The sequence below is a fragment of the Curtobacterium sp. KBS0715 genome (assembly GCF_005938005.2).
Classification (GTDB): domain Bacteria; phylum Actinomycetota; class Actinomycetes; order Actinomycetales; family Microbacteriaceae; genus Curtobacterium; species Curtobacterium flaccumfaciens.
On the sequence record NZ_VCCA02000001.1, the window covers coordinates 3,198,678 to 3,224,047 of the forward strand.

The following is a 25,370-nucleotide window of genomic DNA, read 5'->3' on the forward strand; positions in this document are numbered from 1 at the left end:
CGGAACCAGGTTCCGGACACGGCACCACGGGATCGCGCGGTGCTGTGTCCGGAACCTGGTTCCAGAGGCGGGAACGCACCCGATGCGTGCCCCGCTAGTCGGTCGTGAACGCGAGCGGCGTGATCGTCCGCGTCTCGCCGTCCCAGTGCCGGACGCCGCCGACGTCGAGCGTCTCCGGCAGCGGCACGGCGCGCAGCGCAGCGACGGCGCGCGGCAGGTCCTCGTCACGCACCCGGCGGGCCAGCGTGACGTGCGGCGACCAGTGCCCGGGCAGCGACGTCTCGACGCCGCCGGGAGCGACCGCGTGCACCTCGGCGTGGAAGGTCGTGAGCGCCGCGTCGACGACCACCGCGCGCACGAGGACCGACCGACCGGAACCCGCGGGGAAGAGCAGCAGCCCACCGAGCCGGATCGAGGTCGGGACCGACGTGCGGAACCCCGCCGGCACGGGCAGCGTGTCCCCGGCGGCCAGGGTGACGTGCGGAGCGTTCGACGGCGACGGGTGCCGGCCGAGGCTCGGCAGGTCGGCGTCGATCAGGGCCTGCCAGGCGGACCGCACGGCGGCGTCCGACTCCGGACCGAGGACGAGTTCGATGCTGCGCACGGTCCGAGTCAACCAACCCGGACCGCGAGGTGCCCCGTGACGGTTCAGCGGGCCGCGCCCTGGCGGCGATGTAACACAGCGGAACGGAACTCGCCCCGGGGGTGGACCGCACGTCACACTCGTCTCCACGCCGCGGACCACCGCGGCGCCCCCACACGCACGGCCCACGAGGAGCACCAGCATGTCCGCAGCCCCCGCACTGCCCGAGAAGCCGAAGGGCAAGCGCCCGATCGGCTGGATCGTCGCCGCCGCGATCGTCGTCGTGGCGATCGTCGTCGCCGTCATCGTCGGAGCCGTCCGCTCCGGGAGCAACGACGCCGGTGCCGCCGGTGACGCCGCCCCGAAGACCGTCACGATCGGTGTCGCGGACAAGTCGCTCGGCTACTGGAGCACGTACACGAAGCTCGCGAAGGACAAGCTCAACGTCACGGTCAAGCTGACGAACTTCTCGGACTACTCGCTGCCGAACCCCGCCCTGAAGGACGGCCAGCTGGACATCAACCAGTTCCAGCACATCCAGTACCTGGCGGACTACAACGTCACCTCGAACGACGACCTGCAGCCGATCGGTTCGACCGCCGTGTACCCGCTGCCGCTCTACGCGACGAAGTACGACAAGCCGTCCGAGCTGCCCGCGAACGCGAAGGTCGCGATCCCGAACGACTCGATCAACCAGGCGCGTGCGCTCCTGATCCTGCAGGCGGCGGACCTGATCACGCTCAAGGACGGCGGCTCGGCGTTCTCCACCGCGGACGACATCGAGACGAAGAAGGTCGACGTCCAGCCCCTCGACGCCTCGCAGACCGCGAACGCGCTGCAGCAGGGCTCCGTCGCCGCCGCCGTCGTGAACAACAACTTCGCCACCGCCGCCGGCCTGCCGATCTCGGACGCGATCTACCAGGACGACCCCTCGAGCGCCAGCGCCGCCCCGTACGTGAACGTGTTCGCCGTCCGCGACGAGGACAAGGGCAACAAGACCTACCTCGACCTGGCGGAGCTGTTCCAGGACGACGCCGTGCAGAAGGCCTTCGCGAAGGACCTGCCCGAGGCCGTCGCCCGCGACGAGAGCGCCGCGAAGCTGCAGGACGAGCTCGCCCAGGTCGAGCAGGACGCGAAGGCGGCCAAGCAGTAGTGCCGGTCCTCGTCGAACTCCGCGGCGTCTCGAAGCACTACCGCCGCGCCGACACCGGCGAGACCGTGGTGGCCGTCGAGGACGTCTCCCTGGACGTGCACCAGGGAGAGGTCCTCGGCGTCATCGGATACTCCGGTGCCGGCAAGTCCACCCTGGTCCGCCTGGTCAACGCGCTGGAACTGCCGAGCTCCGGCACGGTGACCGTCGCGGGCCGTGAACTGACGGCGATCCCCGAGCGGGACCGCCGTCTGGCGCGTCGCAACATCGGGATGATCTTCCAGCAGTTCAACCTGTTCCGGTCCCGCACGATCGCCGGCAACGTCGCGTACCCGCTCAAGGTCGCCGGCGTGCCGAAGGCCGAGCGGGACCGTCGCGTCGCCGAGCTGCTCGACTTCGTCGGCCTGCTCGAGCGCGCCCACGCCTACCCGGAGCAGCTGTCCGGCGGCCAGAAGCAGCGCGTCGGCATCGCCCGCGCCCTCGCCGCGTCGCCCGACCTGCTGCTCGCCGACGAGGCGACCAGCGCCCTCGACCCGGAGACCACGTCCGAGGTGCTCGCGCTGCTCCGCCGCGTCAACCGGGAGCTCGGCGTCACCATCATCGTCATCACGCACGAGATGGACGCCGTCCGGCAGATCGCCGACCGGGTCGCCGTGATGGAGCAGGGGCGGGTCGTCGAGGTCGGGGACGTCTACGACGTGTTCTCGACGCCGAAGACCGGCGCCGCGCAGCGCTTCGTCCGCACCGCGCTGCACGACCGACCCTCCCCCGAGACGCTCCGACGCCTGCGGGACCGCCACCCGGGTCGGCTCGTCACGGTGCAGATCACCGACGAGGCCGGGCTGCAGAACCGCATCGACGCCGCGTTCCGCGCCGCCGGGGTCACCGCCGAGCTCGTCTACGGCGGGGTCGGCGAGATCCGGGAGCGCCGGATCGGGTCGCTCACCTACGAACTGAGCGACGCCAGCGGCGGGTCCGGTCGACCAGGTGGGCCAGGCGGTCCTGGCGGGTCGGGTGCGCCCGGCGCCATCGACGCCGCGATCGCCGCACTCCGCGCCGACGGCGTCACGACCGACGAGGAGGCCGCCGCGTGAACAACAACTCCTTCCAGAGCGTGATCGACACGTTCGACGTCTTCCTCGCCGCCATCCGCGACACCATCGTGATGTCGCTCGTCTCGCTGGTCATCGCCGGGGTCATCGGCCTCGCGCTCGGCCTGCTGCTGTACGCGACCCGTCCGGGCAACGTCCTCGGCAACCGCACCGCGTACACGGTGCTCAACGTGTTCGTGAACCTGATCCGCCCGATCCCGTTCGTGATCTTCCTCGCCGCGATCGCGCCGCTGTCACGGGTCGTCGTGCAGACCACGATCGGTGTCCCCGCAGTGACCTTCGCGATCTCGTTGGCCGCGGCCTTCGCGGTGTCCCGGATCGTCGAGCAGAACCTGCTGTCCGTCGACCCGGGCGTCGTCGAGGCGGCTCGGGCCTCCGGTGCACACCCCGTGTCGATCCTGCTGACGGTGCTCATCCCCGAGGGCCTCGGCCCCCTGATCCTCGGGTACACGTTCATCTACATCGGCATCGTCGACATGACCGCGCAGGGCGCGCTGATCGGTGGCGGCGGACTCGGCGAGTACGCGATCACCTACGGCTCGCAGCGCTACGACTGGTGGGTGGTCTACGTCTCGGTGGCGGCGATCGTCGTCATCGTGCAGCTCGGCCAGTTCATCGGCAACCGCTTGGCACGCGCGACGCTGCGTCGCTGACGCGGGCTCGCGGGGCGCCGGTGCAACGCCCTGGAGGCCCGGTGCCGGTCCACGAGACCGGCGCCGGGCCTCCGGTGCGTCGCCGCTCCGACGGACGCGCCCAGCGTCGTGCGCCGAGCGGTCACGACTCCCCGCTCACCGCCGCCGAGGTCGCACGAACCGTCGCCCGACGCCCCCGCAACCGACAGTTCCCGACCACTCGGCGGCACACCCGCGGCGAGTCGAGCGACCTCGGCACGAGCGGCGCGCAGCAGCACCGGGTCAGGCGGCGGGAGCCTCGACGGTGGTGACGGCGCCGGTCTCGCCGGGGTGCTCGTAGTGGGCACGCACCAGGATCGGGCGGTGGTCGGAGATGCCGGCCGGCAGGGTCTCGACGCCGGCGATGTGCAGGCCGACGCTCGTGGCGAAGTCGAAGTGGCCGGTGAACTTGCGGTAGCGCAGGTACGTCGGCTGGTCGGACAGCGACAGGGCGAAGCCGTGCTGCTCGATCTTGCGCCGCAGGTTCGTCTGGAACCACGGGTAGTTGAAGTCACCGACCATGACCGCGGGGACGTCCTTCGCCAGCTCGCGCAGGAACTGGTGCGCCGCCTCGATCTGCTTGCGGCGCAGGGAGTTCGTCGCGGTGAGCGGTGAGGCGTGGAACGAGGCGACGACGACCTCGGCGTCGGCCTCGGTGTCACGCAGGTGCATCGCGATGAGCCGCTCGTGCGCGGGTGCGAGGACCCGGTCGTGCAGCGACTTCTGCAGGGAGTGGATGCTGAAGTCCTGCACCTCGAAGCGGTCGTCACGCTTGTAGATCGCGAGCCCGAGTCGGTTGGTGCGGGTCGACGCGGCGAGCGAGAGGCCGCCGATCGACGGTGCGAGGTCGTTGCTGTCGCACTCCTGCACGCACAGGACGTCGGCTTCGGAGGCCTCGGCCAGTGCGGCGAGCTCGCTGTTCGCGGTGTGCTCGCGGAGGTTGTAACTGACGACACGGAGCTGCGTGGGCTGCACGGTCTGCTCTGATGCGATCGTGCTCTGCTGCTCTGGCGCGGCCATGCTGCCTTCCTGTCCGGGTGTTCCGGTCACCCTGCCGCGGTCACCGTACTCGGGTACCGCGGACGGTTGCTGAGACTGTAACGCCTGCCGGGTTTCGTCCGTGTGACCGTGACGGAAACGGACAGCGGCGGGATCAGGCGCGGACACGGCGGACCGGGCGGACGGTGTCGCCCGCTGTGCGACTCATCAGGATGCCCTCGACGCAGGCGACGACGAGCAGGGCGGCGATGACCCAGAACGCGGCCGTGTACGGTCCGTCGCCGCCCAGGCCGGAGGCCGCGCGGATGACCACGGCGGCGACGGCGACACCGAAGCCCGCGGCGGTCTGCTGCAGCGTCGACGACAGCGTGTTCGCGGGGGTCATGTCCGCCTGCTCGACGTCGGCGAAGGCGATGGTGTTGTACGCCGTGAAGCCCACGGAGCGGGCTGCACCGCTGACGACGAGCAGCACGGCGAGCAGCCAGAACGGTGTGTCCTCGGTCATGAACGCCATCGCGACCACGGTCAGCGCGGCGACCGCCGACGACACGATGATCACCGGGCGGTAGCCGAACCAGCGGAGGAACGGGGTCGTCATCGGCTTGATGCCGAGGTTGCCGACGAACACCCAGAGCACGGCGGACCCGGCGAGCACGGCGCTCCAGCCCCAGGCGTCCTGGAACAGCAGCGGGAGCACGAACGGCACCGCGGACACCGCCAGGCGGAACAGGCTGCCACCGGCGTGCGACACCCGGAAGGTCTCGAGTCGGAACGCGTCGAGCCCCATGATCGGGTGCGGAGCCCGGCGGAAGTGCCGGATCGCCAGCCAGCAGCACACCGCACCGAGGGCCCCGGAGACGACGACCGCGGTGACCGGCACGACCTCCAGCGCGAGCAGCGAGGCCATCACCACGAGCGAGCCGAGCCCGACGCAGGCGAGCAGCGACCCGAACCAGTCGAACGGCACGCGCTGCGCCGCACGCTCCTGCGGCACGAGCACCAGGGCGGCGACGAAGGCGATGACGCCGAGCGGGATGTTGATGAGGAAGATCCAGTGCCACGTCAGCGTCTCGACGAGCACGCCGCCGATGAACGGCGCGATGATCGGTGCGGCGAGGGCCGGCCAGGTCAGGATGGCGATGGCGGTGACGAGTTGTTCGCGCCCGGCGCTCCGGAGCACGACGAGCCGGCCGACGGGCACCATGAGCGCCCCACCGAGGCCCTGCAGGATGCGCCACAGCGTCAGCTCGACCAGCCCGGTGGACAGCGCGCACAGGGCCGACGCGATCGTGAACAGCGCGATGGCACCGGCGAAGACCGTCCGGGAGCCGATCCGGTCGGTGAGCCAGCCGGACACCGGGATGAACACCGCGAGGGTCACGAGGTACGCGGTGATCGCGACGCCCACCGCGGCGGAGTCGACCCCGAGGTCACGCCCCATGGCCGGGGCGGCGGTCGCCAGGATCGTGCCGTCCAGGAGCTCCATGAAGAAGGTCCCGGCCACCAGCACGGCGACCGCCGTGCTGCCCGTCCGTCGTCTGGGTGTCGTCGCCGTCGTCGTCATCGCCCACCGAGACTATGCCCGCGGACGTCCGCACCGTCACGGACGGCCCCACCCACCGGGCGCGGCACCGGCCGGGGGACGGACGCGCAGCAGCCCGCACGACGCGGGACGGGCCTCCAGGCACGGTTCCGGGCGATCCTCATGCTCGGGCCGACTACCCTGGCCGGGTGCCGACCCGACCACTCGAACGCCGAGGACCTCGCGCGTGAGCCGCACCGACAGCGCCGGCGTGGTCGCCGCGGGCGTGGCCAGCGGCCGACGACGTGTCCTGGACACCGTGGCCTCCCTGCCGGCGTGGGCGGCGGTCCTGCTCGTCTGGACGGGCGGCCGGGTCCTGTCGACCCTGTGGCTCGCGCTCGCCTACCCGCTCATCGATCGTGCGCTCCCGGGCAACGCGATCTGGGGCAACGAGCACGGGTTCGGCGCCTTCCTGGTGGCGTGGGACGGGCAGTACTACGAGCAGATCTCGCTGCACGGGTACCCCGACGCGCTGCCGCTCGATGCCGCCGGCAACGTCGCGCAGAACGCCTGGGCCTTCCTGCCGGCGTTCCCCTTCACGATCCGGGCGCTGACCGCCTCGACCGGGGTGCCGTTCGAACTCGGCGCCCCGCTCGTCGCGATCGTCGCCGGACTGCTCGCCACCTACCTGCTGCACCGCCTGGTGCGGGACCGTGCCGGGCACGCCGCGGCGATGTGGGCGGTCTTCTTCTTCAGCTGCGGTCCGCTCTCGTTCCTGCTGCAGGTCGGGTACGCGGAGAGCATGTTCCTCGCGCTGTCGTTCGGAGCGCTGCTCGCCCTGGAGCGTCGGCGCTACGGGCTCCTGACGGCACTCGGCGTCGCCGCGGCGTTCACCCGCCCGGGCGCCCTGGCGATCCCGCTCGTGCTCGGTGTCGTCGCACTCGTGCGGTGGGTCCGTGCACGGCGCGAGACCGGCCGGGTGTTCGAGGGCTTCCCGCTCCGCGAGCAGGTCCGGGTCGTCGCCGCGGGGCTGACCATGGTCCTCGCCGGGCTCGCCTGGCCGGTGATCGCCTCGCACGTCACCGGGACGCCGAACGCCTACCTGGAGACCGAGATGTCCTGGTGGGTGAACTTCATCGGCCGGGTGGACTTCGTGCCGCTGACGCCGTGGTTCCTGATCGCGGGCCGCTGGCTCGGCGTGGGCGGGATCCTCATCGTGGTGTTCCTGCTCGTCACCTACCCGATCTGGTTGCTGCGCCGGTCGACGCTGCGGCTCGGGCCCACGACGGTGCTGTACTCGGCCGCGTACGCGCTGTACATCTTCGCGGTGTCGCTGCCGATGGCCTCGACCCCGCGGCTGCTCATGCCGCTCGCGCCGCTGTTCGGGTCACCCGAGCTGGTCGCGAAGCCCTGGATGCGGTGGACCCTCGTGACGGGCGCGTTGGCCGGGCAGCCGGTGCTGGTCGCGGTGCTGTGGCTGCTCGGCCCTCCGTGAGCGGCTGACGCGCGGCCCGAGCATGCACCGGGCACGACACCGCGCCCCGCGCCCCGACACGACACGACGCCGCCGTCCGGACAGGACGACGGCGTTGTGCGTCGCGCGTTGTGCGTCGCGTCTCAGAGCTCGATCGTGCCGTGGTCGCCGGTGTCCGGCTGACTCTGCTTGCCGAGCGCCGCCTTGAACATCTGCACCAGGCTGCCGACCGGACCGGTGTCCTGGGTCCAGTACTCGACCGAGACGCCCTCGACCGTCAGCAGCCGGATCGACGGGTCCTGGCGGCCCTCCGGGAACCAGGCCTCGGCGAACGGCGACCACAGCTCGTCGACGACCGAGTCGTCCTGGGTCACGGTCGCGGTCCCGGCGATGGACAGGTACCCGCCCTGCGACTCGATCGAGACGTTGACGTGCGGGTTCCGCGCGATGTCCTCGACCTTCTCGCTGCCGTCCTGCACCAGGAACCGCAGGGTCCCGTGGAACGTCTTGTCCTGCACCGCGAGGGGCCTGGCGTGCAGGTTCCCGTCCTCGCTCACCGTGGTGAGCAGTGCCGTGTGGGCGCCGTGGACGATGTCCGAGATGGCGGCGCGCTGGTCCGTCTGTGTGTCGGTCATGGTGCTCCTTTGCGTCATGCGCCCCGCTCCGCTCGACGTGCGACCGTCGGTGCACGGGGCCGTACCGTTCCGACCAGTGTGCCCCTCCGGCGCTGGACGCGTCAGCCCCGCGCGTCGAGGTGGTCCGGTCGAGGTCGGCCTGGAGGCCCGGCGCACCTCCGCCTCGCCGCCCCCTTCCGGCGCCCGCGCCGTCCACGACGTCGGGATCGTGAGCACACGATGTCGCCTCCGCACCGGCGAACCGACCGTTCCTGCTCACGAAGTGGGGCAGGGGCCGGCCGGGCTCAGGCGGGTTCGCGGATGGTGGTCTCGACGTCGACGACCTGCGGGATCTTCGGCATCGAGGCGAAGCCGAACGCCACGGGCGGGTCGAGCGGCGCCAGGTCCCCGAGCGGCTCCCCCGCCCAGGTCCCCCGCACGCCGGTGACGTCGTGCGCCCCGGTCACGCCGTAGTACTCGCGCCGACCGTTGCCCGCCGATCCCGCCGTGCCGGACCCCGGCGCGAGCAGCCGTGCCACGGGGTCGATCGCCGCGAGCCAGCGCGGGTCGCGGGCGATCGGCTTCGGGACGATGCGCAGGATCCGGCCGAGCGGCGAGATGCCGCCGACGTCGATCGAGGCCTGCAGTGCCCCGGCGGACAGCTCGAGGCCGCCGGCGGTGCGGCGGGCGCGGACGTCGACGACCGAGACGGTGTCGAAGCGGTAGGTGCCGGAGACGTACGCGGCGACGATCTCGTCGGGTGCGAGCAGCACGCTGGTGCCGTCGGGGAGTTCGAGGAACACGTCCGTGAACGGGCCGAACGGCGAGCGGTCCCACATGCCGACGACGATCCGGACGCCCGAGGTGGTGCCGACGCCCATGATCCGGCCGCGGAACCGGCGTTCGACGACGGAGTCGGAGGCGCGACCAGCAGCGGGACCGGAGGCGTGGTCGGAGCGTGACGACATGCCCTGGACCGTACCCGCGGCCCCCGTGAGCCGATCTCGGCGGCCGACCCGGGCCTCCCGGCCGTTGCCCGCGCGCCCTCTGCCCGCCGGAACCTGCACGCAAGACACCGGTGTCCACGCTCCGAACACCCGCGAAGGGTGGTGTCGAGCGCGAACACCGGTGTTTTGCGGACAGGACCGGACCAGACCCGGACGGGCCCGGGTCCGTCAGGCGACGGGGACGGGCTGCGCCAGCAGCTCGCGCACGCGGGGTGCGACCTCGGTGCCGTAGAGCTCGATCGACCGCATCATGTCGGCGTGCGGCAGGCGCCCCGTGGCGTACCGCATGTCGAAGCGCGAGGCGCCGAGGATCCGCATGTTGCGTGCGACCTTGCGGGCGACGGTCTCCGGGGAGCCGACGTAGAGCGAACCGCCGGCCGACAGGCTCGCGCGGTACCCGGCGACGTCGAGGGGCGGCCAGCCGCGCTCCCGGCCGAGCTGGTCGGTGACGGCCTTGTGGTAGGGCCAGTAGCGCTCGGCGGCCTCTTCGTCGGTGGCGGCGACGAAGCCGGGCGAGTGCATCGCGATGGGCTGCTGCGGCAGGTCGAGCTGCGCGAGGGCCTGGCGGTACAGGCGCGAGAACGGGGCGAACTGGGCCGGCTGCCCGCCGATGATGGCGAGGAACAGCGGCAGGCCGTACGACGCGGCACGGATGACCGACTGCGGGGAGCCGCCGACGCCGATCCACGTCGGGATGGCTCCGTGCTCGAGCTTCGGGAAGACGTCCTGGTCGACCAGGCCCGCACGCTTCGTACCGGACCAGGTGACGGCGTCGCCGCCGCGCAGGGCCGCCCAGAGCTGGAGCTTCTCCTCGAAGAGGACCTCGTAGTCGCTCAGCTCGTAGCCGAACAGCGGGAACGACTCGGTGAAGGAGCCACGACCCAGGATGACCTCGGCGCGGCCGTTCGACAGCGCGTCGACGGTGGCGAAGCGCTCGTACACGCGGACGGGGTCGTCGGAGGACAGCACCGTGACCGCTGATCCCATCCGGATGCGCTCGGTGCTGGCCGCGATCGCGGCGAGGACGACCTCGGGGGCGCTCACGACGAAGTCGGCTCGGTGGTGCTCCCCGACGCCGATGAAGTCGACGCCGACCTGGTCGGCGAGGACGGCCTGGTCGACGACGTCGCGGATGCTCTGCGCGTCGGACTGCAGGCTGCCGTCGGCGCGCTCGGTGACGTCGCCGAAGGTGTCGAGGCCGAGCTGCAGCGGTCCGATCCGGTCGGGTGCGGGCGGCGGGACGTCCGAGGGACGGTCGGTGCCGAATGCGTTGCTCATGGTGTCCTCCTGGTCGCACTTCCATGCGTTTGCATCAACATAGCACGGCGGCGGCGTGCGCGCACGGGGTCAGCGGCCGGACCGGGACTGGGCCCGGGCCGCGCGCGGCCGGGCTCGGCCAGCCCGGACGAGTACGGTCACCCGCATGCCGAACCTCCCCGACCAGACCGGACGCCGCATCGTCGTCACCGGGTCCAACAGCGGCACCGGACAGGAGGCCGCCCTGCGCCTCGCCGGAGCCGGCGCCAGCGTCGTGCTCGCCGTCCGCAGCACCGAGAAGGGCGAGACCGCCGCCGCCGGCATCCGCGCCGCCCACCCCGCAGCCGACGTGGAGGTCCGCGAACTCGACCTCGCCGACCTGGCGAGCGTCCGCCGCTTCGCCAGCGGCATCGTCGACGAGGAACGTCCGATCGACGTCCTGGTCAACAACGCCGGCGTGATGGCGCCGCCGGAGCGCTTCGAGACCGTCGACGGCTTCGAGCTGCAGTTCGGCACGAACTTCCTCGGCCCGTTCGCCCTGACGAACCTCCTGCTGCCCTCGCTGCTGCGTGCGCGGACACCCCTCGCCGACGGTCCCTTGACCCAGGCGCCCCGGGTCGTCACGATGTCGAGCCTCGCCGCGATCCCCGGTCGGATCCGTTTCGCCGACCTGCAGTGGGAGCGCGGCTACAACGGCTGGCGCGCCTACGCGCAGTCGAAGCTCGCCGACCTGCTGCTCGCGCTGCACCTGCACCGCTTGACGGTCGAGGCCGACGTGCCCCTGGTCAGCACCGCCGCCCACCCCGGCTACACCCGGACGAACCTGCAGGCCGCGGGGCGCTCGCTCGGTCGGTCGAAGCCGGTGCGGTCGAGCAACCGCGCCCTGCCGTTCACCCAGGCCGTCGAGCAGGGCACCGAGCCGCTGCTGTACGCGGCGGTCGGGCCGAACGCCGTGGGCGGCGCGTACTACGGCCCCTCGGGTCCGTTCGGCATGACCGGCCCGACCACCACCGTGTCGATCCCCGGATCCGCGCGGAGCGCCGACCTCGCCCGCTCACTCTGGGCCGTCGCCGAGGACCTCACCGGGACGCGTCCGCCGCTCTAGCCGCGACCGCGGGGTCGCGCTGGTCGCGCTGGCCGCGCTGGCCGCGTCCGTCGCACGGTGCGAGGGGCGCAGCCGGGAGGCCCGGGGCGGGTCCGGCACGCCGCCAGCGTCAGGCGCGGTGCAGCTCCGCCGACCCGTCCAGCCGACCGGGCTCGGTCAGGCGGGCGTGCCGCAGGACGGTGCGGCCCGGCGCGATCGCCGCGGCGACGATCGACAGGGTGGTCATGTGCCCCTCGGCCTCGTGCACGTCGCGGAGGATCGCGTCGGGGTGGTCACTCGGCAGCGCTGCGGACTCCGCCAGCACGCCGAACCAGCCGCCCCAGCCGTCCCCGGCGTCGCAACCGGAGTCCACGGTGCGGAGTTCGTCGAACGGGCCGAGCACCGGCGGGCCGACAGGGGCGTCGACGGCACGGAAGGCCTCGAGCCACCGACCGATGCGCGGCGCCGCGGGGTCGTCGGCCGCACCGTGCGTGACCATGTGGACGCCGGGGCCGAGGTCGGTGGTGCGGACTTGTTCGCCGTCCCAGGTCAGCACCGAGGCGCCCTCGGCCGTGGCGCGCACCAGGTTGAAGGCCCGCGTGGTCGGCAGTGTGCCGTCGTGACCGGGCAGCAGGTCGTCGGCGACGGCGTCCACCGGCACCACGCCGCGCGTCGTCCAGGTGCCGTCGACGCTCGTCACGGGTTCGGCGCGGTTGAGCACCACGGCCAGGCCGGCTCGGTCGGACGCGGCGAGCCACGCACCACCGGCGGAGCGGTCACGGACACCCCTGAGGTCCGGGTCGCGGTCCGGCCACCAGGCAGCGGGCGGGTCCCACGGACGCTCGGGCGACTCGTCCCGCAGGGCGAGCACGGTGACGGGCCACGCGGACCCGGGGTCGACGCGGACGACGACGGTGCACATGCCGTCGATCCTCGCACGTGGCCCCGGTAGCGTGAGCCAGGTGAACGCAGCAGCAGAGCGCGGCCTGACCGTCATCGTGGGGATCACCGGGGGCATCGCCGCCTACAAGGCCGTCGGGGTCGTCCGCGACCTGGTCAAGCGCGGCCACGACGTGCACGTCGTCCCGACCGAGGGCGCCCTGCGCTTCGTCGGGCTGCCGACGCTCGAGGCCCTCAGCCGCAACCCCGTCACCACGAGCGTGTGGGACGACGTCGCCGAGGTGCGCCACGTCGCGCTCGGTCGCCGGGCGGACCTGGTCGTCATCGCCCCCGCCACCGCGGACTCGCTGGCCCGGATGGCGCACGGCCTGGCGAGCGACCTGCTCGGCACGACGCTGCTCGCGACCGAGGCACCCGTGGTGGTCGCCCCCGCGATGCACCCGCAGATGTGGGAGCACCCCGCGACCCGTGCGAACGTCGCGACTCTGCGTGACCGCGGCGTCCACCTGGTCGGACCGGTCGTCGGCGCACTCACCGGCGACGACGCGGGCATCGGTCGGATGGCGGAGCCCGAGGACATCGTCGCCGCCGCGCTCGCCGTGCTCGACCAGCACGCCGCACCGGCCGGCCGACGGGGCACGGACGGCACGGGGGCGGGCACCGGAGCCCGTGGCGAACAGGGCGACCTGGCCGGCGTCCGCGTCGTCGTCAGCGCGGGCGGTACCCGCGAGCCCTTCGACCCGGTGCGGTTCGTCGGCAACCGCTCGAGCGGCCGCCAGGGCATCGCGATCGCCGCCGACGCCGTCCGTCGTGGGGCGTCCGTGACCCTCGTCGCCGCGAACGTCGAGGGCTCGCTGACCGCCGGCCTGGACGCGACCGTGGTGCCCGTCGGGTCCGCGCTCGAGCTCGCCGAGGCCGTGCACACCGCCGCCGCCGAAGCCGACGTCGTCGTGATGACCGCCGCCGTCGCCGACTACCGTCCAGCCGAGGTGCTCAGCGAGAAGCTCAAGAAGGACGCCCAGGGCGAGCGGATGACGCTCGAGCTGGTGCGGAACCCGGACGTGCTCGCCGACCTCGTGGCGGCACGGCGGACGGGGCAGATCGTCGTCGGGTTCGCCGCCGAGACTGAACCCGACCGCGATGCGCGGATCGAGCTCGGGCGCGCCAAGATCAGCCGGAAGCCCGCGGACCTGCTCGTCGTGAACCACGTCGGCTGGTCGGCCGGCTTCGAGCGCGAGGAGAACGCGATCGAGGTCCTGGTGCCCGGTGGCGAGGTGGTCCGCGAGACCTCCGGCACGAAGGCCGAGGTGGCGACGGCGGTCCTCGACCTCGTCGCGACCGCACTGACGTGAAGCAGCGGCACTGACGTGGTTCCGAGGACCGGCGAGCACGATGGGGCGCATGCGACGACGTGAGCGGATCCGACGTGCCAACCGCACGGCCACCATCCTGGCGGTGGCCCTCGGTGCAGCGGGCACCATGCACTTCCTGCGCCCGACCCACTTCGACCGGATCGTGCCGGACGCGCTGCCCCCGCGGCTGACCACGCTGGCCTCCGGCGTGGCCGAGCTCGGCATCGCCGCCGGGCTCGCGTTCCCCGCGACCCGCCGCGCCTCGGGGTGGGCCGCCGCGGCGCTGTTCGCGGCGGTGTTCCCGGCCAACGTGAAGATGGCGAACGACCTGCTCGACCACCCCCGCTCGAGCCGGGCGATGCGTCTGGTCTCGGTGCTGCGGCTCCCGCTGCAGGCGCCGTTGGTGCTGTGGGGCGTGCGCGTCGGTCGGCACGCACCGAAGCCGTGACCCAGCCGTCGTGGACGCGCGCGGCGGTGCCGTTGCTGCACCGCCCGGTCACCCAGCACGCGTGGGAGGACATCGTGTTCGCGCACTGGCGGCACGACCCGGTGTCGCTGCAGCGGCTCGTCCCCCGCGGGACCCGTCCGGACGTGGTCGACGGCAGCGCCTGGGTGGGGCTGTCGGCGTACGTGTTCCGGGAGACCCGGGTGCCGCCGTTCCCGTCTGCCGGGCGGCTCGGCACCATGACCGAGGTCACGATCGAGGTGCTCACGGTGGACGACCAGGGCCGGCGCGGGGTGACCTACCGCACGGTCGACACCGCGAACGTGCCCGCCATCGTGGCCGCGCACGCGCTGCTCGGGGTGCCGTACACGTTCGCGCACGCACGTTCCCGTCGCCGCGGTGACGCTGTGGCGCACCGATCCGTCCGGCACCCGACCCGCGCACTGCACCCGGTGCGGTGGGCGCGGTCGCTCCGGCAGGAACGCCCGACCGGCGCGGCGCGGCCGAAGCACGCGGCCTCGGTCCGGGTGACCGCCGGCGAGGTCGTCGACACCCCGCTGGCCGCCGAGCTCACCACCCGCGCCGGCATCCACGCGCGGTACCTGGCGCAGACCCTGTTCTGGCAGCGACAGCACCCGGTGCTCACCACCCGTTCGGCCACGCTCGACCGGCTCGAGGGTGACCTGCCCGACGCCGTCGGCATGCCGGGGTTGTTCGACCGGTCGCCGGACTCCCTGCTCGTGGTCGACGGCACGACCGTCCGGTACGGCTGGGGCGGGGTCGTCCGGTGACGGACGCACGCTCCGACGCACAGGCCGACGATCCGTTCGACCTCGACCGCTTCGTCCGGGCCCAGCAGGGTGTCCACGACGTCGCGCTCGACGAGCTCCGTCGGGGCCGGAAGTCGTCGCACTGGATGTGGTTCGTGTTCCCGCAGCTGGCCGGCCTGGGGCGGAGCGCCACGGCCGTGCGCTACGCGATCACCGGGACGGACGAAGCCCGCGCCTACCTGGCACACCCGGTGCTCGGGCCCCGTCTGCTCGCGGCGACCGACGTCGCACACCACGCCCCCGCCCACTCCGCCGACGCCCTGCTCGGGGGCATCGACGCGGTGAAGCTCCGGTCGTCGATGACGCTCTTCGCCCGGATCGCGGCCGACCCGAGGCCGTTCGTCGCCGTGCTCGACCGCTGGTACGACGGCGCCGAGGACCCGGCCACGCTCCGCTTGCTCGGAGAGCACTCGGAACAGGAGTGACGCACGCGACGCACACGCACGTGACCGGCATCTGAACGTCCACACTGACACGCCCTGAGCCGATCGGAACGCCGTTGTCATATCAGGTACGGTGATGCGAGCACGTGCGATGCCGACCGTGCCCGTTCGCCCGGCGCCCCGACGCCACCGCCCCCGAAGGAGAAGGCATGCCGGTCCCCCGCAGCGCCCCGACCGAGCACCAGCTGCTCCGTGACACCGTCCGCCACAAGATCCACGACGCGATCATGGAGGGCACCCTCCTGCCCGGCGAACGCCTGAACGACGACGAGCTCATCTCCTGGCTCGGTGTCTCCCGCACGCCGATCCGCGAGGCCCTCAGCCAGCTGTCCCGCGCCGGCCTGATCGAGATGGCCCCGAACCGTTACACCCGCGTCACCACGCCGGACCCGACCGAGGTCGTCGAGGCGATGCAGACCCTCGGCGTGCTGTTCGGCGGCGTCGTCCGACTCGCGGTCCCGCGCCTGGGGTCGGCTGCCCGGAAGAAGATCCTCGCGCAGCTCGACAAGACGATCACCGAGCTCGAGGCCCACGAGGTCGCCGCCGTCAACCACGACGCGCTCGACGTCTTTTCCCTGTACGTCGCCGAGTGCGGCAACGAGAACCTGCAGCGCGTCTGCCGCGACACGATGGACGGCCTCGCGTTCCGGCTGCGCCTGCCGAACCTCGACGTGCTGGTCGACTGGGACCGGATGACCGAGGACTTCCGGCGCCTGCGGGCAGCGACCGAGTCCGGCGACAACGTCGCGGCCGAGCTCGCGACCGAGGCGATCCACCAGCTGCCGGGCGAGAAGCACTGAGTCCACCTGTACGCGCGTACAGGAACCGCCCGTCTCGCCGACGCGAGGCGGGCGGTCGACGCTCCACGGGCCTCCCGGTCGGCTGCCCGGGCACGCGCGAGACGCTCCCAGTCCCGGGGCCGCGCGGACCGATAGCATCGCTGGCGACCACCTGAACCAGGCACCCGGAGCAGCACATGAACCCCCGCCCGACGGACCGTACCGAGGTCGCCGCACGCCTGGCCGCCGCGGTCGGTCGGATCAACCGCCGGGCCCGTACCGACTCGGCCTCGCTCGGGTACGGCATCGTGTCGGCGCTCGCGTCGATCCAACGGCACGGACCCCTGCGCCCCGGCGACCTGTCGCGGATCGAGGTGGTCACGAAGCCCACGATGACCCGCATCCTGACCGAGCTCGAGCAGCGCGGATTCATCCAGCGCGAGGCCGACCCGCGCGACGGCCGGGCGTTCATGGTGACGGCCACACCGGAGGGCATCGAGGCGGTCGAGCAGGCCCGCGCGAACCGCACCGGGATCGTCGCCGGGCTCATCGCCGAGCTCGACGAGTCGGACGTCCAGGCGATCGCCGGCGCCCTGGCCGCGCTCGAGCGTGTCGCCCAGGGCGAGCACGCCCAGGAACCTCACACCTTTTAAGCCCCACACGACCGTTACCGAACCGTTACCAAGCGGTGGACGGACCTTTCTGCCAGCGTTCCTGGACGCGCTGCCCAGTCTGACCGGTCATGGTGTCGGCTCCGCCTGACCGCGGCCACCCCACGGCTGCGTCCGGCGGACGGACGGGCCCCACACCACCGTCCGGTCCTCACCGGCTCGAGGACTCCTCGTCGTCGCCGACGGTGTCACCGACACCGCAAGCCTCCGGCGTGCCCGTACGACCTCGGTCGCGCGAGCGGGAGTCCCTCCCCCACCGAGCCGCCGACCTGCGGAACCGATGCGACACACCCCTGAGCTCCCCACCACGACGGCCTCGACCCGACGTGAAGCCCTGAACACCCCCACCCGCCGGATGCGCCGGGCCCTGCGGCACCGCGCGACGCTGATCGCCGGCGGCGCGGCGGTCCTCGCCGTCGCCGGTGGCGCCCTGACCGTCGGCACGCAGCCCGCCATCGGCGAGGCCCTCGGCATGCCGACCGGCACCGCGAGCGCCTCGGCGACCGCGGAGCCCGCCCTGCGCGGCACCGCGCTCGACCGCGCCCAGGCCGCCGCCACGATCACCACGGCGAAGACCGTCATGCAGACCGCGAACGACAAGGTCGACACCTCGGCGCTCGAACAGCGTGTCGACGCCCTGAGCGACTACCCGGACCTGTCCGGCGCTGCGCTGACGAACCGGATCTCGACGACGGTCGCGTCAGCCACCGACGTCGCGCAGGCGAGCGCCACGCAGGACAAGCGGGACGTCGACGCGAAGGCCGCGGCCGCAGCGAAGGCCGCAGCCGATCGGAAGGCTGCCGCCGAGGCAGCGGAGGCCGCCCGGAAGCTCGCCGCCGGCAACACCGTCGCCGGCGCCAAGGCCACGGCGACCTCGCTCGCGTCGTCGAAGTACGGCTGGGGCGCCGACCAGTTCCAGTGCCTGGACAACCTGTGGACCAAGGAGTCCGGCTGGAACTACCAGGCCGTCAACGCGAACGGCGGCGCGACCGGCATCCCGCAGGCGCTCCCCGGCTCGAAGATGGCCACGATCGCCGCGGACTGGCGCACCAACGCGACCACCCAGATCACGTGGGGCCTGCAGTACATCAGCTCGGCGTACGGCACCCCGTGCGCGGCGTGGGGGCACTCGCAGGCGAACAACTTCTACTGATCGGCGCGGGTCGCGAAGGCGACCAGCAGACGGACGGGAGGCCCGTGGCGGATCCGCCACGGGCCTCCCGTTGCGTTTTCTGGTCGCGGTCAGCCCACCCGCGCGACGCGCACGTCGACGCGACTGAGCGCCAGGCCGTGCGCCGCCGCGGTCGCCAGGGCGACGTCGTGGACGGCGCGTGCGACCTCGGGAGCCGGGCGGAAGCCGTCGGTGCCGATGACGACACGCAGGGCGCCGTCGTCGACGACGACCCGGAGCGGTCCGGTGCTCGTGGCGATGCTGCGGACCGCCTGCACGGCGCTCGCGACCGTCGGGCGGGAGCGGTACAGGTCGGTGACGCCCGGGACCTCGAGGACGGCGGCCTCGATCGCGGCGAGGGTCTCGTCGGTGGTGCTCATCGGGCCTCCTCGGGGTCGGTGCCGGGCTCGGGGTCCGGCAGCAGGTCGCGGACGACGACGTCGACCGCCTCGACGAGCAGGTCGGTCTGCTCGGCCAGGGCGCCGGCCACGGCGGTGCGGACCAGCTCAGCGGTCGCGGGGATCGAGGGACCGGACGCGATCGCGATCTCGACGACCACCCGGATCGGGGACGCGAGTTCGGTGACGTCGCCGTCGAGGTGGCAGCGGGCCACCAGGACACCGGGGACCTCGTCACCGGTGCGGCGGATGAGGGAACGGATGGCCCCCTCGGTCATCACGGGGCGCTCGGTCTCGGACAGGGGGCGGAGCGGGACGTCACGACCGGAGCGGGACTCGATCGAGATGTTCGCCAGGACGCCGCTGATCCAGGACTCGTCGGCCGGAGCCTCGTCGCGTGCGGCCGCCTCGAGCGAGCGGAGCGACGCGTGGCGGACCCGGATGATCGCGGCCAGGGCGTTCTGGCAGGCGGGCGAGTCGTCGATGCTCGGGTCCGCCGGCTGCATGCCGGCGTCGAGGTAGTCGGCGAGTTCATCGATCGAGTGGCCGTCCAGGTCACCGGGTTCGAGGGCGTCGAGTGCTTCGGGGCTGTCGGGCAGGTCCGGCCGGATGCCGTCGTGGTCGGTCATCGCCATCCCTCCATGAGTCGGATCATGTTCTTCCTCGCTCGGGACAGCAGTCCCCGGACCGTCGAGGGTGGCAGGTCGAGTTCGGCGGCGATCTCGTCGTACCGGTACTCGAGCACCTCCTTCATGATCCAGCACCGTCGTTGGGCTTCGGGCAGTTCGGCCAGCGCGCGTTCCACCGCGTCCTCGCGGGAGCGCGCTTCGGCGACCCGGTCGGGTGCGTCGTCGGCCGGCGCGGCGACCTCGAGCTCGGTGACGTCGTCGTGGACGCGCCGCGCGCGGATCCGGTCGAGGCACTTCCGGCTGAGAATGCGCATCAACCACGACTTCACGCGCGCGAGGTCCTCGAGGGAGTCGAGGCGGTCCCACGCGGTGATGAAGGTCTCCTGCACGACGTCGTCGAGTTCGTCGGTGGAACCGAGGGTCCGACGGGCGTAGGCGCGGAGCAGCGGAGTGTGGCGACGGATCAGGACCTCGAAGGCCCGGACGTCGCCATCGGACGACCGGCCGGCGAGGACCGCGTCGTCGAGCTCGGCGAGGGACTGGTGGTGCACGCGTTCCTTCTACTGGTGGTGGATGGTGAACGGCTGGGTGCGCCGGTGTGCCGGCACGACCCTGAAGGGTCCGGCCGGCCGGGCGGCGAGCGCGCGGACACGCGCCAGGGCGAGCACGTGTGCGGGGGCGTTCCTGGGGACTGCAGCGGTGCGGGTCACGTCGGCTCCTCGTGGTGTGGTCACCGATGGGACGTGCGTCGCACCCGTTTCGTCACACACGACGTCAGGGGCGCACCCGGACGGTTCCGGTGTGCGCCTCTGACGTCGTGCTTGTCGGCTCGTCCTACTGCTGGATGAAGGCGAGCAGGTCGGGGTTGATGACGTCGGCGTGCGTCGTCAGCATCCCGTGCGGGTACCCCTCGTAGATCTTGAGCGTGGCGTTGCTGAGCAGCTCGGCCTGCTTGAGCGAGGCCGCCTTGTACGGCACGACCTGGTCGTCGTCGCCCTGCGTGACCAGGACCGGGACGGAGATCGCCTTGAGGTCCTCGGTCTGGTCCGTCTCGGAGAACGCCTTGATGCCCTCGTAGTGGGCCAGGGCGCTGCCCGTCATCCCCTGCCGCCACCAGTTCGCGACGACCGGGGCCGAGACCTCAACGCCGGGGCGGTTGAACCCGTAGAACGGCCCCTCGGCGACGGCCTGGAAGAACTCGGCGCGGTTCGCGGCGAGGGCGCTCCGGAACCCGTCGAGCACCGAGATCGGCGTGCCCTCGGGATTGGTGTCGCTCTGCAGCATGATCGGGGGCACCGACGACACCAGGACGGCCTTGGCGACCCGTCCCTGCGGCTCGCCGTACTGCGCGACGTACCGTGCGACCTGTCCACCACCGGTGGAGTGCCCGATGTGGACCGCGTCCCGCAGGTCGAGGTGCTGCACGAGCGCATCCGTGTCGCTCGCGTAGTGGTCCATGTCGTGACCGGTGCCGATCTGCGACGAACGCCCGTGACCACGGCGGTCGTGCGCGATCACCCGGTACCCCTTGCCCAGGAAGAACAGCATCTGGGCGTCCCAGTCGTCGGACGACAGGGGCCATCCGTGGTGGAAGACGATCGGCTGCGCGTCGCGCGGCCCCCAGTCCTTGTAGAAGATCTCTGCCCCATCGCTCGTGGTGACGAACGCCATCTCGTGCCTCCCTGGTTGTCTGTTCCACTCGTGACGCGGGCTGGCCGCTGCCTCCACGTCGGCGGGAGGCCGGAACTCGTTCACCGTAGTTCCGAGGGAGACTCATCCGCCAGCACCAATGTGTCGCTCTCGCTCGGGCGCGGCTTGGTGCACGGGCATGCGTGCGCCAGAGTTGGCTCCATGTCGCTCGTCACCGCCGTCTGCCGCGTCGACCGCCTGCTGCCGGACTCCGGCATCATCGGCGTCACCGCCATCGACAAGCGCCCGGTCACCGGGAGCGTCCGGGTCCGGCCGCTCGGCCTGCGCGCCGACGTGCAGGCGAACCGCAAGTACCACGGCGGTGTGGACCAGGCCGTGTACGCCTACGCCGACGAGGACGCCGCGTACTTCGCCGACCTGCTCGAGCGCGAGGTCCCGCCCGGCCTGTTCGGCGAGAACCTCCGCACCAGCGGCATCGACGTGACCGGGGCCGTGACCGGGGAACGCTGGCGGATCGGCGACACCCTCGTGCTCGAGGTGACGGTCCCCCGCACGCCCTGCGGCACCTTCGCCCGGCGCATGGGCATCGACGGGTGGGTGAAGCGGTTCGCCGACGAAGGGCGACCGGGGGCGTACTTCCGCGTGGTCAAGTCCGGTTCGGTCGCCGCGGGTGACCCGATCGAAGTGACGTACCGGCCGGAACACGGTGTGACCATCGGCGAGATCTTCGGCGACCTGGCGCCCGATCGTGCGCGGGCCGTGCTCGAGTCGGGCGAGCGCCTGGCACCGAAGGTCGTCCAGGACCTGTCGAAGGTCGCCGCGCGAGTCTGATCCCGACGAGCCCGTCGAGCCCGTCGAGCCGGACTCAGCCCGGCAGCGCGCCGCGCGAGGGGTCGATCGGACGCTTCGCCACGGGCAGCCCGGCGACCACCAGGTCGTACGCGTTCGCCACGAGGTCTTCGACCAGGGTCTCGTCGATGCCGTCGCCCGGTGTCAGCGTGATCCAGTGCCGCTTGTTCATGTGCCACCCCGGCGTGATCTCGTCGTGGTCGCGCACCAGCGCCGCCCCGTGCGGTGGCGCGCACTTGAGGTTCACGATCGGGGTCCCACGCACCTCGGTCACCATCACGAACATCTTGCCGACGACCTTGTAGACCACCGAGCCCTCGCCGAACGGCTGCGTCTCGAGTGCCGCCGGCAGCCCCAGGGCCGTGCGGCTCGCGATCTCGTGCAGCTGCTCGCCGTCCATGTGACCAGGATGCCGCAGGCCGCCGACAGCGCACCCCGTTCGGGGGCGGGTCATGAGCGTCGATCACGTCGTAGGATCACCACGCCGCGTACCCGACGCGGCGGTCGCTCGCGCGATCACCACCAGTTCCAGGGGGAACCCGTGCGCATCATCCGTACCCTCGGCATCGCCGCCGCCACCGCCGTCCTCGCGACCACCGTCGTCGTCGGCGGGACCTCGACCGCGCAGGCGGCACCGAAGTCGTACGCCAACTGCACCGCGGTGCACAAGGTGTACTCCGGCGGCATCGCCAAGAAGTCCGTCACGAAGAACAAGGTCGTCTCCGGCGGCAAGACCACGACCCGTGCGCTCAAGGGCACGGTGAAGAAGGACGACGCCCTGTACAAGGCGAACGCCAAGCTCGACCGCGACAAGGACGGCATCGCCTGCGAGAAGAGCTGACGCTCGCTCGCGCTCGGTGACACCGGCAAGACACCGGTGTTCGCGTGCAGAACACCCGCACACCGCGGTGCGATGCGCGAACACCGGTGTCTTGCGTGCCCGGGCCCGCGCCCGGCCCGCGCCCGGCGTGCGCCCGCGGCTGGCGTGCGCCCGCGGCTGGCGTGCGCCCGGCGTGCTCAGAGCGTCGGGACGCCCTCGTGCCCGGACCGGGGGCGCGGAGTCCCGGCGACCCCGGTGACGACCGACCCCGCCGGGACGTCCTTCGTCACCACGGTGTTGGCGCCGACGACGGAGTCCGGACCGATCGTGATCGCCCCGATCAGCGACGACCCGGCGCCGAGCACCACGCGGTCCCCCACCACCGGGTGCCGTCGGGCCCCCGGGCCGTGGTCGCCCCCGCGTCCGCCCAGGGTGACACCGTGGAACACGAGCACGTCGTCGCCGATGACCGCGGTCTCGCCGATGACGACACCCATGCCGTGGTCGATGAAGAACCGGCGGCCGATGCGCGCGCCGGGGTGGATCTCGATGCCGGTGACCGACCGTGCGACCTGCCCGAGCAGCCGGGCCGCGAACCGGGACCCGGGCAGCCCCTGTGCGTTCCAGAGACGGTGGGTCACCCGGTACGTCCAGATGGCGTGCAAGCCGGAGTAGACGATCGCGTTCTCCAGGTCGCCCCGGGCTGCGGGGTCACCGCGGCGTGCTGCGGCCAGGTCCTCCCGGATGGTCCGCAGCACGCCTCGTCGAAGAGGACGACTCACGCAGTGAGCCCCTCGAAGAGCACCGTCGACAGGTAGCGCTCTCCGGTGTCGCACACGATGGCGACGATCCGCTTGCCGGCGTTCTCGGGGCGTGCGGCGATCTCGAGCGCCGCGTGGATGATCGCGCCGGACGAGATGCCCGACAGGATGCCCTCCTGCGTCGCCAGGGCACGGGCGACCCGGAGCGCGTCGTCGAGCTCGACGTCGAACACCTCGTCGATCACGCTCTGGTCGAGGACCTCGGGCACGAAGTTCGCGCCGATGCCCTGGATCTTGTGCGGACCGGCCTTGCCCTCGGTGAGCAGGGGCGAGTCCTTCGGCTCGACGGCGACGATCTGCACGCCGGGCACGCGCTCCTTGAGCACCTGCCCGACACCGGTGATCGTGCCGCCGGTGCCGACACCCGCGACGAACACGTCGACGTGCTCCTCGGTGTCGCGGAGGATCTCCTCCGCCGTGGTCTTCCGGTGGATCTCGGCGTTCGCAGCCGTCTCGAACTGGTGGGCGAGGATCGCGCCGGGGGTCTCCGCGACGATCGACTCGGCCTTGGCGACCGCACCCTTCATGCCCTCGGGCCCGGGGGTCAGGACGATCTCGGCGCCGTACGCACGGATCACCGCTCGGCGCTCGACGCTCATGGTCTCGGGCATCGTGATGACGACCCGGTACCCGCGAGCGGCACCGACGAGCGCGAGGGCGATGCCGGTGTTGCCGGACGAGCCCTCGACGATGGTGCCGCCGGCCTGCAGCGCACCCGAGGCCTCGGCCGCGTCGATGATCGCGACGCCGAGGCGGTCCTTGACGCTGGCGCCCGGGTTGTAGAACTCGAGCTTCGCGAGCACCTCGGCCCCGCCCGCCTTCGGCAGCCGGTTCAGCTTGACGAGGGGGGTGTTGCCGAACGCCTGGGAGATGTTCTCGTAGATGGTGCCGCTCATCCGGTCCGTCCTTCGCAGCTCGGGTCGCGCATCGCTCTTCCTGGAGGCGCGGTGTGCGCCCGATCCTAGCGACCGGACCCCAGGCGGTCCTGTCCGTGACGGCGCGTGCGCGCCCAGCAATCGGTCCACACGCTGTGGACCAATTGCCGCTTCCTCGGGCCATGCCTCCGCGCCCCACCGCGTCAGCGCACGAACGCCGTCCGGGCGAACCGCTCGTCGGTCGCCTCCAGCACCCGCAGCACGTTGCCGCCAGCCAGCGCACGCAGGTCCGACTCGCCCCAGCCGCGCCGGACGAGTTCCGCCGCGAGCACCGGGTACCGCGACACGTCCCGCAGGTCCGGCGGCAGCACCGGGGTGCCGTCGTAGTCACCGCCGAGGCCCAGGTGCGCCACACCGGCGACGTCGCGGGCGTGCTCGACGTGGTCGGCGACGTCCGACACCGTGACCAGGGGTGGCTCGCCGGACATGCCCGACTCCTCCCAGTCCGCCCATGCTCGCGACACGAACTTCGGCACGAAGGTGATCATCACGACGCCGCCGTTGTCGGCCAGCCGTGCGAGCACGTCGTCGGGCACGTTCCGCGGGTGGTCGTCGATCGCGACGGTCGACGAGTGGCTGAACACGACGGGTCGGGTCGCCACGTCGAGGGTGTCCCGCATGGTGGCCGGGGCGGTGTGGGACAGGTCGACGAGCATGCCGATCCGCTCCATCTCGGCGACGATCTGCCGCCCGCGGTCGGTCAGGCCGCCGTGCGCCCGCTCACCGGTCGCGGAGTCGGCCCAGGGGGTGTCGTCGTTGTGGGTGAGCGTCATGTAGCGGACGCCGAGCCGCGCGAGGGTCCGGAGGACCGCGAGGTCGTCGCCGATCGAGTGCCCGCCCTCGGCGCCGAGCAGCGACGCGATCCGGCCGGAGTCGACGGCGGCACGGACCTCGGCGGCGGTGCGGGCGAGCGCGAGGTCGTCGGGGTAGCGCTCGATGATCCGGTGTGCGAGGTCGACCTGCTGCAGTGTCGTCGTCACGGGGTCCGGGTCGTCCGCGGGCACGAACACCGACCAGAACTGTCCGACGACGCCGCCGGCGCGGAGCTTCGGGATGTCGGTGTGCAGCGAGTCGGTCTCGGTGTCGATGCCCTCGACGCCGGAGTCGTGGCTGTCACGGCGCTCCCACGGCAGGTCGTTGTGGCCGTCGATGACCGGGAACGGGAGCGCGTCGAACGTCATCCCCCGACGCTACCGCCCGAGCC

The 25,370-nt window shown here is 72.3% G+C and carries 30 protein-coding genes; 14 read left to right on the forward strand and 16 right to left on the reverse strand.

The annotated features are described in order from the left end of the window. Positions 1–94: 94 nt before the first annotated feature. Positions 95–604, reverse strand: coding sequence for a 2'-5' RNA ligase family protein (locus FFG40_RS17205; RefSeq protein WP_185974208.1), 510 nt, complete (start codon positions 602–604; stop codon positions 95–97). 181 nt (positions 605–785) lie between these two features. Here FFG40_RS17205 and FFG40_RS15185 point away from each other — a divergent pair, with 181 nt between their 5' ends. Genes FFG40_RS15185 through FFG40_RS15195 form a run of 3 tightly spaced genes read left to right on the forward strand, consistent with a single transcriptional unit; the run spans position 786 to position 3,498 of the window. Further along, entirely contained in the window at positions 786–1,736 is a 951-nt protein-coding gene (locus FFG40_RS15185) for a MetQ/NlpA family ABC transporter substrate-binding protein (RefSeq protein WP_138803899.1), read from the forward strand. Next, positions 1,736–2,827: a methionine ABC transporter ATP-binding protein gene (locus FFG40_RS15190; protein WP_138803900.1), complete on the forward strand. Its 1,092-nt coding sequence runs from the start codon at positions 1,736–1,738 to the stop codon at positions 2,825–2,827. The genes FFG40_RS15185 and FFG40_RS15190 overlap by 1 nt, the downstream gene beginning before the upstream one ends. Continuing rightward, complete coding sequence (locus FFG40_RS15195; protein ID WP_214529670.1) at positions 2,824–3,498, forward strand: methionine ABC transporter permease; 675 nt, start codon at positions 2,824–2,826, stop codon at positions 3,496–3,498. The genes FFG40_RS15190 and FFG40_RS15195 overlap by 4 nt, the downstream gene beginning before the upstream one ends. Before the next feature lie 261 nt (positions 3,499–3,759). Here FFG40_RS15195 and FFG40_RS15200 read toward each other — a convergent pair whose 3' ends face one another. Beyond that, complete coding sequence (locus tag FFG40_RS15200; protein ID WP_051596881.1) at positions 3,760–4,536, reverse strand: endonuclease/exonuclease/phosphatase family protein; 777 nt, start codon at positions 4,534–4,536, stop codon at positions 3,760–3,762. 133 nt (positions 4,537–4,669) lie between these two features. Beyond that, positions 4,670–6,079: an MFS transporter gene (locus FFG40_RS15205; RefSeq protein WP_138803901.1), complete on the reverse strand. Its 1,410-nt coding sequence runs from the start codon at positions 6,077–6,079 to the stop codon at positions 4,670–4,672. A gap of 205 nt (positions 6,080–6,284) precedes the next feature. Between FFG40_RS15205 and FFG40_RS15210 the strand changes: the two genes are divergently transcribed. After that, the gene (locus FFG40_RS15210; protein WP_138803902.1) at positions 6,285–7,532 is read left to right on the forward strand and encodes a hypothetical protein; all 1,248 of its coding nucleotides are present in this window, start codon (positions 6,285–6,287) and stop codon (positions 7,530–7,532) included. A gap of 122 nt (positions 7,533–7,654) precedes the next feature. Here FFG40_RS15210 and FFG40_RS15215 read toward each other — a convergent pair whose 3' ends face one another. The 3 genes from FFG40_RS15215 to FFG40_RS15225 form a co-directional block, all read right to left on the reverse strand. Further along, the gene (locus FFG40_RS15215; RefSeq protein WP_071247568.1) at positions 7,655–8,146 is read right to left on the reverse strand and encodes a pyridoxamine 5'-phosphate oxidase family protein; all 492 of its coding nucleotides are present in this window, start codon (positions 8,144–8,146) and stop codon (positions 7,655–7,657) included. Between the two features lie 284 nt (positions 8,147–8,430). Beyond that, positions 8,431–9,093 (reverse strand): hypothetical protein, encoded by a 663-nt coding sequence (locus tag FFG40_RS15220; RefSeq protein ID WP_138803903.1) that lies wholly within the window; start codon positions 9,091–9,093, stop codon positions 8,431–8,433. 207 nt (positions 9,094–9,300) lie between these two features. Then, the gene (locus tag FFG40_RS15225; RefSeq protein ID WP_111233255.1) at positions 9,301–10,410 is read right to left on the reverse strand and encodes an LLM class flavin-dependent oxidoreductase; all 1,110 of its coding nucleotides are present in this window, start codon (positions 10,408–10,410) and stop codon (positions 9,301–9,303) included. Between the two features lie 145 nt (positions 10,411–10,555). On the opposite strand from FFG40_RS15225, the gene FFG40_RS15230 reads away from it, so the two are divergent. Beyond that, complete coding sequence (locus tag FFG40_RS15230; RefSeq protein WP_138803904.1) at positions 10,556–11,494, forward strand: SDR family oxidoreductase; 939 nt, start codon at positions 10,556–10,558, stop codon at positions 11,492–11,494. Positions 11,495–11,603: 109 nt separating this feature from the next. On the opposite strand, the gene FFG40_RS15235 is transcribed toward FFG40_RS15230, so the two are convergent. Next, positions 11,604–12,395, reverse strand: coding sequence for an NRDE family protein (locus FFG40_RS15235; RefSeq protein ID WP_185974209.1), 792 nt, complete (start codon positions 12,393–12,395; stop codon positions 11,604–11,606). Between the two features lie 64 nt (positions 12,396–12,459). Between FFG40_RS15235 and FFG40_RS15240 the strand changes: the two genes are divergently transcribed. The 7 genes from FFG40_RS15240 (at position 12,460) to FFG40_RS15270 (ending at position 18,046) form a co-directional block, all read left to right on the forward strand. Beyond that, entirely contained in the window at positions 12,460–13,725 is a 1,266-nt protein-coding gene (locus tag FFG40_RS15240; RefSeq protein ID WP_138804038.1) for a phosphopantothenate--cysteine ligase family flavoprotein, read from the forward strand. A gap of 49 nt (positions 13,726–13,774) precedes the next feature. Further along, on the forward strand, positions 13,775–14,173 hold the full coding sequence (locus tag FFG40_RS15245) for a hypothetical protein (protein WP_176709143.1): 399 nt from the start codon (positions 13,775–13,777) through the stop codon (positions 14,171–14,173). After that, a complete protein-coding gene (locus tag FFG40_RS15250; protein ID WP_185974210.1) occupies positions 14,170–14,961 on the forward strand; it encodes a YqjF family protein in 792 nt (263 codons plus the stop codon). The genes FFG40_RS15245 and FFG40_RS15250 overlap by 4 nt, the downstream gene beginning before the upstream one ends. Further along, entirely contained in the window at positions 14,958–15,425 is a 468-nt protein-coding gene (locus tag FFG40_RS15255; RefSeq protein ID WP_138803907.1) for a DUF1810 domain-containing protein, read from the forward strand. Before FFG40_RS15250 ends, FFG40_RS15255 begins: the two co-directional genes overlap by 4 nt. A 167-nt stretch (positions 15,426–15,592) precedes the next feature. After that, positions 15,593–16,243 carry a GntR family transcriptional regulator gene (locus tag FFG40_RS15260; protein WP_138803908.1) on the forward strand — a complete coding sequence of 217 codons (651 nt, stop codon included), beginning with the start codon at positions 15,593–15,595 and terminating at the stop codon, positions 16,241–16,243. 176 nt (positions 16,244–16,419) lie between these two features. After that, positions 16,420–16,875: a MarR family winged helix-turn-helix transcriptional regulator gene (locus tag FFG40_RS15265; RefSeq protein WP_138803909.1), complete on the forward strand. Its 456-nt coding sequence runs from the start codon at positions 16,420–16,422 to the stop codon at positions 16,873–16,875. 298 nt (positions 16,876–17,173) lie between these two features. Further along, positions 17,174–18,046 carry a phospholipase gene (locus FFG40_RS15270; RefSeq protein ID WP_138803910.1) on the forward strand — a complete coding sequence of 291 codons (873 nt, stop codon included), beginning with the start codon at positions 17,174–17,176 and terminating at the stop codon, positions 18,044–18,046. A gap of 89 nt (positions 18,047–18,135) precedes the next feature. Here the strand turns inward: FFG40_RS15270 and FFG40_RS15275 are convergent, their stop codons facing one another. The 5 genes from FFG40_RS15275 to FFG40_RS15290 all read right to left on the reverse strand — a co-directional run bounded on the left by FFG40_RS15275 (position 18,136) and on the right by FFG40_RS15290 (position 20,762). Beyond that, positions 18,136–18,444, reverse strand: a complete 309-nt coding sequence (locus FFG40_RS15275; RefSeq protein ID WP_138803911.1) for a hypothetical protein — start codon at positions 18,442–18,444, stop codon at positions 18,136–18,138. After that, positions 18,441–19,091, reverse strand: a complete 651-nt coding sequence (locus FFG40_RS15280) for a hypothetical protein (protein ID WP_138803912.1) — start codon at positions 19,089–19,091, stop codon at positions 18,441–18,443. Before FFG40_RS15280 ends, FFG40_RS15275 begins: the two co-directional genes overlap by 4 nt. Then, complete coding sequence (locus FFG40_RS15285) at positions 19,088–19,642, reverse strand: RNA polymerase sigma factor (protein ID WP_027466268.1); 555 nt, start codon at positions 19,640–19,642, stop codon at positions 19,088–19,090. The genes FFG40_RS15280 and FFG40_RS15285 overlap by 4 nt, the downstream gene beginning before the upstream one ends. 9 nt (positions 19,643–19,651) lie before the next feature. Then, positions 19,652–19,801, reverse strand: coding sequence for a hypothetical protein (locus FFG40_RS17210; RefSeq protein ID WP_155896873.1), 150 nt, complete (start codon positions 19,799–19,801; stop codon positions 19,652–19,654). Between the two features lie 124 nt (positions 19,802–19,925). After that, complete coding sequence (locus FFG40_RS15290; protein WP_138803913.1) at positions 19,926–20,762, reverse strand: alpha/beta fold hydrolase; 837 nt, start codon at positions 20,760–20,762, stop codon at positions 19,926–19,928. 180 nt (positions 20,763–20,942) lie between these two features. Here FFG40_RS15290 and FFG40_RS15295 point away from each other — a divergent pair, with 180 nt between their 5' ends. Beyond that, entirely contained in the window at positions 20,943–21,572 is a 630-nt protein-coding gene (locus FFG40_RS15295) for an MOSC domain-containing protein (RefSeq protein WP_138803914.1), read from the forward strand. Between the two features lie 34 nt (positions 21,573–21,606). On the opposite strand, the gene FFG40_RS15300 is transcribed toward FFG40_RS15295, so the two are convergent. Then, positions 21,607–21,990, reverse strand: a complete 384-nt coding sequence (locus tag FFG40_RS15300; protein WP_138803915.1) for an MmcQ/YjbR family DNA-binding protein — start codon at positions 21,988–21,990, stop codon at positions 21,607–21,609. A gap of 141 nt (positions 21,991–22,131) precedes the next feature. Between FFG40_RS15300 and FFG40_RS15305 the strand changes: the two genes are divergently transcribed. Then, positions 22,132–22,431 carry an excalibur calcium-binding domain-containing protein gene (locus FFG40_RS15305; RefSeq protein WP_214561282.1) on the forward strand — a complete coding sequence of 100 codons (300 nt, stop codon included), beginning with the start codon at positions 22,132–22,134 and terminating at the stop codon, positions 22,429–22,431. A 176-nt stretch (positions 22,432–22,607) separates the two neighbouring features. On the opposite strand, the gene epsC is transcribed toward FFG40_RS15305, so the two are convergent. The 3 genes from epsC to FFG40_RS15320 form a co-directional block, all read right to left on the reverse strand. After that, positions 22,608–23,168 carry a serine O-acetyltransferase EpsC gene (gene epsC, locus FFG40_RS15310; RefSeq protein ID WP_138803917.1) on the reverse strand — a complete coding sequence of 187 codons (561 nt, stop codon included), beginning with the start codon at positions 23,166–23,168 and terminating at the stop codon, positions 22,608–22,610. A 20-nt stretch (positions 23,169–23,188) separates the two neighbouring features. Further along, positions 23,189–24,127: a cysteine synthase A gene (gene cysK / locus FFG40_RS15315; protein ID WP_027466262.1), complete on the reverse strand. Its 939-nt coding sequence runs from the start codon at positions 24,125–24,127 to the stop codon at positions 23,189–23,191. Positions 24,128–24,309: 182 nt separating this feature from the next. After that, complete coding sequence (locus tag FFG40_RS15320) at positions 24,310–25,347, reverse strand: dipeptidase (RefSeq protein ID WP_027466261.1); 1,038 nt, start codon at positions 25,345–25,347, stop codon at positions 24,310–24,312. Between the last annotated feature and the right edge of the window lie 23 nt (positions 25,348–25,370).

Bases quoted from the DNA above. Each gene is read 5' to 3' on its own strand.
- FFG40_RS15205 (WP_138803901.1), bottom strand. From the start codon at position 6,079: ATGACGACGACGGCGACGACACCCAGACGACGGACGGGCAGCACGGCG.
- FFG40_RS15245 (WP_176709143.1), top strand. From the start codon at position 13,775: ATGCGACGACGTGAGCGGATCCGACGTGCCAACCGCACGGCCACCATC.
- FFG40_RS15265 (WP_138803909.1), top strand. From the start codon at position 16,420: ATGAACCCCCGCCCGACGGACCGTACCGAGGTCGCCGCACGCCTGGCC.
- FFG40_RS15300 (WP_138803915.1), bottom strand. From the start codon at position 21,990: ATGGACGGCGAGCAGCTGCACGAGATCGCGAGCCGCACGGCCCTGGGG.
- FFG40_RS15230 (WP_138803904.1), top strand. From the start codon at position 10,556: ATGCCGAACCTCCCCGACCAGACCGGACGCCGCATCGTCGTCACCGGG.
- FFG40_RS15225 (WP_111233255.1), bottom strand. From the start codon at position 10,410: ATGAGCAACGCATTCGGCACCGACCGTCCCTCGGACGTCCCGCCGCCC.
- FFG40_RS15235 (WP_185974209.1), bottom strand. From the start codon at position 12,395: ATGTGCACCGTCGTCGTCCGCGTCGACCCCGGGTCCGCGTGGCCCGTC.
- FFG40_RS15270 (WP_138803910.1), top strand. From the start codon at position 17,174: ATGCGACACACCCCTGAGCTCCCCACCACGACGGCCTCGACCCGACGT.
- FFG40_RS15215 (WP_071247568.1), bottom strand. From the start codon at position 8,146: ATGACCGACACACAGACGGACCAGCGCGCCGCCATCTCGGACATCGTC.
- FFG40_RS15260 (WP_138803908.1), top strand. From the start codon at position 15,593: ATGCCGGTCCCCCGCAGCGCCCCGACCGAGCACCAGCTGCTCCGTGAC.
- FFG40_RS15290 (WP_138803913.1), bottom strand. From the start codon at position 20,762: ATGGCGTTCGTCACCACGAGCGATGGGGCAGAGATCTTCTACAAGGAC.
- FFG40_RS15185 (WP_138803899.1), top strand. From the start codon at position 786: ATGTCCGCAGCCCCCGCACTGCCCGAGAAGCCGAAGGGCAAGCGCCCG.
- FFG40_RS15200 (WP_051596881.1), bottom strand. From the start codon at position 4,536: ATGGCCGCGCCAGAGCAGCAGAGCACGATCGCATCAGAGCAGACCGTG.
- FFG40_RS15220 (WP_138803903.1), bottom strand. From the start codon at position 9,093: ATGTCGTCACGCTCCGACCACGCCTCCGGTCCCGCTGCTGGTCGCGCC.
- FFG40_RS15320 (WP_027466261.1), bottom strand. From the start codon at position 25,347: ATGACGTTCGACGCGCTCCCGTTCCCGGTCATCGACGGCCACAACGAC.
- FFG40_RS15280 (WP_138803912.1), bottom strand. From the start codon at position 19,091: ATGACCGACCACGACGGCATCCGGCCGGACCTGCCCGACAGCCCCGAA.
- FFG40_RS15275 (WP_138803911.1), bottom strand. From the start codon at position 18,444: ATGAGCACCACCGACGAGACCCTCGCCGCGATCGAGGCCGCCGTCCTC.
- FFG40_RS15295 (WP_138803914.1), top strand. From the start codon at position 20,943: ATGTCGCTCGTCACCGCCGTCTGCCGCGTCGACCGCCTGCTGCCGGAC.
- cysK (WP_027466262.1), bottom strand. From the start codon at position 24,127: ATGAGCGGCACCATCTACGAGAACATCTCCCAGGCGTTCGGCAACACC.